The sequence below is a fragment of the Nocardioides sp. genome (assembly GCF_035703625.1).
Lineage (GTDB): Bacteria > Actinomycetota > Actinomycetes > Propionibacteriales > Nocardioidaceae > Nocardioides.
On the sequence record NZ_DASSXS010000286.1, the window covers coordinates 22718 to 28811 of the forward strand.

The 6094-nt window shown below is 71.5% G+C and carries 6 protein-coding genes; 3 read left to right on the forward strand and 3 right to left on the reverse strand.

Annotation, left to right across the window (positions count from 1 at the left end; all coding sequences use genetic code 11):
• The first annotated feature begins 21 nt into the window (after positions 1-21).
• Positions 22-450: an SRPBCC family protein gene (locus VFN12_RS14990; RefSeq protein WP_325119537.1), complete on the forward strand. Its 429-nt coding sequence runs from the start codon at positions 22-24 to the stop codon at positions 448-450.
• On the opposite strand, the gene VFN12_RS14995 is transcribed toward VFN12_RS14990, so the two are convergent.
• Positions 447-1340 carry a DICT sensory domain-containing protein gene (locus VFN12_RS14995; protein WP_325119538.1) on the reverse strand — a complete coding sequence of 298 codons (894 nt, stop codon included), beginning with the start codon at positions 1338-1340 and terminating at the stop codon, positions 447-449. The genes VFN12_RS14990 and VFN12_RS14995 overlap by 4 nt on opposite strands.
• A 114-nt stretch (positions 1341-1454) precedes the next feature.
• Between VFN12_RS14995 and VFN12_RS15000 the strand changes: the two genes are divergently transcribed.
• Positions 1455-3125 (forward strand): ubiquinol-cytochrome c reductase cytochrome b subunit, encoded by a 1671-nt coding sequence (locus tag VFN12_RS15000; RefSeq protein WP_325119539.1) that lies wholly within the window; start codon positions 1455-1457, stop codon positions 3123-3125.
• A gap of 124 nt (positions 3126-3249) precedes the next feature.
• Positions 3250-3843 (forward strand): hypothetical protein, encoded by a 594-nt coding sequence (locus tag VFN12_RS15005; protein WP_325119540.1) that lies wholly within the window; start codon positions 3250-3252, stop codon positions 3841-3843.
• 110 nt (positions 3844-3953) lie between these two features.
• Here the strand turns inward: VFN12_RS15005 and VFN12_RS15010 are convergent, their stop codons facing one another.
• Both VFN12_RS15010 and VFN12_RS15015 read right to left on the reverse strand, forming a co-directional pair.
• On the reverse strand, positions 3954-5459 hold the full coding sequence (locus tag VFN12_RS15010; RefSeq protein ID WP_325119542.1) for a hypothetical protein: 1506 nt from the start codon (positions 5457-5459) through the stop codon (positions 3954-3956).
• Positions 5443-6094: ABC transporter ATP-binding protein (locus VFN12_RS15015; protein ID WP_325119543.1), on the reverse strand; the 652-nt coding region annotated here is incomplete at its 5' end. The genes VFN12_RS15010 and VFN12_RS15015, both read right to left, overlap by 17 nt.

Sequence of the window (6094 nt, forward strand, 5' to 3'; positions counted from 1 at the left end):
GCCACAGGAGGAGGAGCACCCGTGAAACTTCAGCGCACCGTCGAGACCACTGCGTCCCCCAGCGCCGTGTTCGCCTACCTCGGCGACTTCACGACGACCACCGAGTGGGACCCGGGCACCGTCGAGACGACCCGCGTGTCGGGGGACGGGGGCGTCGGGACGACATACCACAACGTCTCCAGGTTCCTGGGCCGCACGACCGAGCTGACCTACGTCGTCGAGCGGCACGAGCCGGATCGGCTGCTCGCGCTGCGCGGGGAGAACAAGTCGGTGGTGGCCCACGACACGATGGAGATCGCCCCCGACGGCGCGGGCACCCGCGTCACCTACACCGCGGAGTTCGACTTCAAGGGCCTCGCCGGACTCGTCGCGCCGCTGCTGGCGCCGGCGCTGAAGAAGCTCGGTGACGAGGCGGAGAACGGTCTGCGCAGCGCGCTCGGGCGGCTCTAGCGTCCCACTGGACCCTGCGCGTCGAGGTAGCCCAGCACGCGGTGGAACAGGTCGTCGGACCGTCGCAGGTCGGCTGACGCCTCGAGCGGCTGCTCGGACAGGACCGCGTCGAGGTCGGCCGCATCCTCCGGGAAGGCCGCGCGCACGTACTGCGAGCAGGTCGTGGCCGCGAATCGGACCACGACGGGGTCGACGGTCCACACGGTCTCGAACTCCCGCAGCCCGTCGGGTCGGTTGTCCTGGCCCGGTGCTTCCCAGCCGGCGACGCAGGCCGCGTGCCGCGGGCTGTCGCACACCAGCACCCATTCGCGGGACAGCGCCGCGCCCTGGTCGACGGCCACGAGCCGGAGCCCGCTCTCGTGCAGGGAGCTCTGGTCGAAGTCGGCGAAGACGGCGGCGAAGCCCGCCGTTCGGGCCAGGCCGCGCCAGCGGCGCTCGGCCTGCCGGAAGTAGCGCTCCTCCTGGAAGGTCGCGAACAGGGCCGGGCGCTCGGCGCGGGCGACGTACTCGTCCTCGATGCCGCGGGTCAGCCCGAGCAGCGTCCGCTTGCTCAGCCGCTGCGGTGTGAGCTCAGGATGGCGCTCGCGGAGCGCCGCGAACACGGACGGGGAGACGGCCTCGCCCTCGCTCGCCACCCGGGAGACGGCGGCCTCGGTGCTGAGGCCGGCCGCGCGATGGGCCAGGACCCGCGCGACCTGGCGCACCGCCGACTCGTCGTAGCGGCGGTGCCCGCCGGGGAGGCGACGCGGCCGGGGCAGCCCGTAGCGGGTCTCCCAGGTCCGCAGGGTCGCCTGCGGGACACCGGTACGACGGGAGAGCTCACCGATGGCGAAGGCCCCGGCGTCGTCGGTGCCGATCGGAGACTCCTCCGGGTGCGCGTCGCGAGTCACACGAATACCTACTCACCGTGCATAGATTTACAACCAATAACTGCATAGGCTGACGAGAACATCCGTCGTCCCGGCACCAGCGTAGGGCGGCACGACCGAGATGAGGCGAGTCCCGTGGCCATCGACACCGGCCGTTTCGTGCGGAGCAACCGCACCCAGGCCGCCACCGCCGGCAAGCCGTCGCGGGTCGGCGGGGTCGCGACCTGGGCCGACGAGCGGCTCGGCCTGGGCACCGCGATGAAGAAGAACCTGCGCAAGGTCTTCCCCGACCACTGGTCCTTCATGCTCGGCGAGATCGCGCTGTGGAGCTTCGTGGTGCTGCTGCTGACCGGGGTGTTCTTGACCCTGTGGTTCCAGCCGAGCATGGCCGAGGTGACCTACGAGGGCTCCTACGACCCGCTGCGCGGGATCCACATGTCGCAGGCCTACGCCTCGACCCTGGACATCTCCTTCGAGGTCCGCGGCGGGCTGCTGATGCGCCAGATGCACCACTGGGCCGCGATGCTGTTCATCGCCGCGATGCTCGTGCACCTGATGCGGGTCTTCCTCACCGGCGCGTTCCGCAAGCCGCGTGAGCTGAACTGGGTGATCGGCGGCCTGCTGCTCCTGCTCGGGACCCTGGAGGGCTTCGCCGGCTACTCGCTGCCCGACGACCTGCTCTCCGGTACCGGCCTGCGCGCGGCGGACGGGTTCATGAAGGCGACCCCGGTGGTGGGCACCTACATGTCGTTCTTCCTGTTCGGCGGCGAGTTCCCCGGCGAGGTGATCATCCCGCGGCTCTACATCGCCCACGTGCTGCTGATCCCCGGGCTGATCCTGGCCCTGATCACCGCCCACATGCTGCTGCTCGTCTACCACAAGCACACCCAGTGGCCCGGTCCCGGACGCACCGAGCACAACGTCGTGGGCTTCCCGATGCTGCCGGTCTACATGGCCAAGGCCGGCGGGTTCTTCTTCATGGTCTTCGGCATCACCGCGCTGATGGGTGGCCTGCTGGCGATCAACCCGGTCTGGCGCTACGGGCCCTACGACCCGTCGAAGGTCACCGCCGGCTCACAGCCCGACTGGTACATGGGCTGGCCGGACGGAGCCCTGCGGATCTTCCCGGGCTGGGAGTCGCACTTCCTGGGCCACACCCTGAGCTGGAACGTCTTCCTGCCCATCATCGTGCTTCCGGGGCTGCTGTTCACGATCGTGGTGCTCCTGCCGTTCCTCGAGTCGTGGGTGACCGGCGACAAGCGGGAGCACCACCTGCTCCAGCGCCCGCGCAACGCCCCCACGCGGACGGCCGTGATGGCCGCGCTCATGACGTTCTACGGGCTCCTGTGGGCGGCCGGCGGCAACGACATCCTGGCGATCAACTTCGGGCTGAGCATCAATGCGATCACGCAGTTCATGCGGGTCGCCGTGTTCCTGGGGCCGGTCCTGGCGTTCGTCGTCACGAGGCGCTGGTGCATCTCGCTGCAGCGGCACGACAACGCGCAGCTGCTGCACGGCTACGAGACCGGCATCATCATGCGGTCGGCCGAGGGGGGCTACAGCGAGCGGCACCTGCCGATCAACGGCGCCCGTGCCTACACCCTCACCGCCCGGGATCGTGACCAGATCCACCCGGCGCCCCCGACCGTCGACGACAACGGCGTGCGGGCACCCGGCTCACGGGTCCAGGCGGTGCGGGCGAGGCTCTCGGAGAAGATGTACGGCCACAACGTGCAGAAGCCGACCCGCGAGGAGCTCGAGGAGGCTCACCACCACGTCGAGCACGAGCAGGAGCTGAAGGGCTGACAGGTCTGGACCCCTGCCGACTCTGGCTCGATCGCGCCATGGACGCCGGCGTACGCCGGGCATAGCGTCGACGGTTGACCCCAGTGCACCCCACCCGGGGGTGGCTGCGGGACGGGAGGTCATCGTGTTCATCCAGATCATCCAGGGCAAGTGCACGCGACAGGACGAGCTCCGTGCACTGGCAGACACGTGGCGCGAGGAGATGGCGCCCTCGGCCGACGGCTGGCTCGGCGGCACTTACGGGTTCACCGACGACGGTCAGTTCGTCGGGGTCATCCGGTTCGAGTCACGCGAGGCGGCGATGCGCAACTCCGAGCGACCGGAGCAGGGCGAGTGGGCCAGGCGGATGACGGCACTCATCGACGGCCCTGTCGAGTACCACGACTGCGACGACGTCACCCTGATGCTGGACGGCGGCTCGGACGACGCCGGCTTCGTCCAGGTGATCCGCGGCAAGGTCGACGACCCGCAGGGGCTCAAGTCCCTCATGGGCGACACCGACATGCTCCACGAGCTCCGGCCGGAGATCCTCGGCGCGACGCTGGCCATCGAGGCCGACGGGACGTTCACGGAGACCGTCGCCTTCACCGACGAGGAGAGCGCTCGGGCGGGCGAGAGCAAGGAGATGCCGGACATGCCGGCCGAGGTCCGCGAGACCCTGGAGACGGTGATGCAGGGCGCCAAGTTCTACGACCTGCACCATCCCTGGTTCGCGTAGCGGAGACGCGCCAGCGGATCCGCTGATGGTGGTCGAGCAAGCGGCACGGCTGAGCTTGCGAAGCCGTGACCCGCGTGACGAGACCCGGTGAGGTGAGCGCCGACCTTGGGTCAAGCCGCGACCGACACCACGACGCGGGCCCGCTGGACCGGGTCGGTCCACGCGCGCCCGGTGCGCAGCAGTCGGGCCGTCGACCAGGCCAGGAACGGCACGGCCATGACGAGCGAGATCTCCCAGGACGGCGTCCGGGCCAGCCCGGAGAACACGAGACTGGTGAGCGTCGTACTCACCGCCAGCCGGCCCGAGTAGGCCACCATCATGGCCGGCGGGGCCGGGGTGGCCCGGGCGGACCGGAGGTCGACGGCGAACGGCCGCCGGGCCGACCAGCGCATTCCGGCCGCGACCACCTGCACCGTGACGACGAGCAGCGTGGCGACGAGTGCCGCCATCTCCGGCGCCGAGGGGATGCCCGCCCGCACGGACGCCAGCACGATCGTGATCACCGACGCGACCAGGAGGAACTCCGCGAGCACGACGGCGCGCGCGGTGAACACCGTCTGCGGCGAGACCGGCAGGCTCTCCCGCCACAGGCCGCCGCGACCGTCGAGGCACCAGGCGTTGACGCCGAACAGCAGTGCGCCGCCCGAGGCGACCAGGCCGGGCAGGATCGTCATCGCGTGCCAGGGCAGGTCGCCGGCGATGGCCACCAGTCCGGGCCCGATCGCGAGCACGAGGATCCCGCGACGCATCGGCACGGTGCGCCACACCGAGGACCGGTCGGTGCGGACCAGCGCCAGCAGGTCCGTGCGCGGGTTGGGCAGCGCTGCCCGGGTCTCGCTCTCGACCCGTAGCTCGTCGCGCGCGCTGCGCCGCGCGGCGATGTGGACGGGCACCACCCCGAGCAACGTCGCGGTGACGACCAGCACGATCTCGACCGCGACCGTCAGCGCCCACCGCCAGGAGAACCCGTCGATGCCGCCGACCACGAACCAGACGGTCGGGACGCGGTCCAGCACCGGCACGAGCTGGTGCTGCACGTGGAGCCACCCCGCGACCACCAGGACGGCCACGGACACCGTCCGCATCACCACGATGCCGTGCCGGCGTCGCCGGACCGCCTCCGAGGTCCACGCCAGGACCTGCGCGAGCGACGTGGCGACCAGCAGCCACACCAGGACCACGACCTGGAGGGCCGCCAGGTCCCACCGCGCCCCCAGACCGTAGGCGGCGCTGCCCAGGAGGACCCACGCCTGGAGCAGCCACGCCGTGTTGACGGGAGCGAGCAGCAGGGCGCCGAGGTGGTCGGTGGTCGGGCTGATCGGGTACGGCGTCGCCTGGTCGCGCGGCAGCAGCTCGCGCCCGCCGCCGGAGACCACGGCGGAGATGACCGCGATGGCCAGGAACGCCGCGAACGCGACGGGAAGCAGGGTCAGCGCGGAGAGCGCGCGGCGGTCTTCGCCCGCGCCCGGCACGAGCGCCGGCACCACGGCCACGAGCAGGGTGCCACCCAGCATCGCGGCCATCACCCAGCGGTGCGCCACCCCTCGTCGTACCCGCCTGGCGCGGAAGCGCAGGAGGTGAACGACGTCGGCGACCGCCCTAGTCGAGAAGTCCACGGTAGGCCCGCGCACCTTCCTCGCCGGTCATCTGGCCGGCATCCACGGTCGCGACCCGGGACCCGCCCCGCAGGACCAGCACGTGGCCACAGGCCTGGACCGCGAGCTCGCGCAGGTGTGTGGAGACCAGGACGCACGCACCGCGGGCGCGGGCGTCGCCGATGACGTCGAGGGTCGCCTCCACTCCGATCGGGTCGACCCCGTCGAAGGGCTCGTCGAGGAGCATCACCTCGGGCTCGTGCAGCGCGGCCAGGAGCACCGACAGCCGCCGGCCCATGCCGTGGGAGAAGCCGCCGGTGACGCGGTGGGCTGCGTCGCCGAGCTCGAACCGCTCCAGCAGGTCGCGCCCACGCTTCTCCCAGTCGGTCAGCCGGCGCAGCCGCGCGGACAGCTGGAGGTGCTCCCAGGCGGTCGCCCGCGGGACCAGACCGCCCACGTCGGGGCAGTAGCCGACGGCACGCTTGACGGCGAGCGTCTCGGTGCGCACGTCGTGACCGGCGACCAGCACCGTCCCGGCGGTCGGCGGCACGACGCCGGCCAGCACCCGCATGGTGGTGGACTTGCCGGCCCCGTTGCGGCCCAGCAGGGCGGTGGCCTGTCCGGCGTACGCCGCGAGGTCGATGCCCGCGACCGCC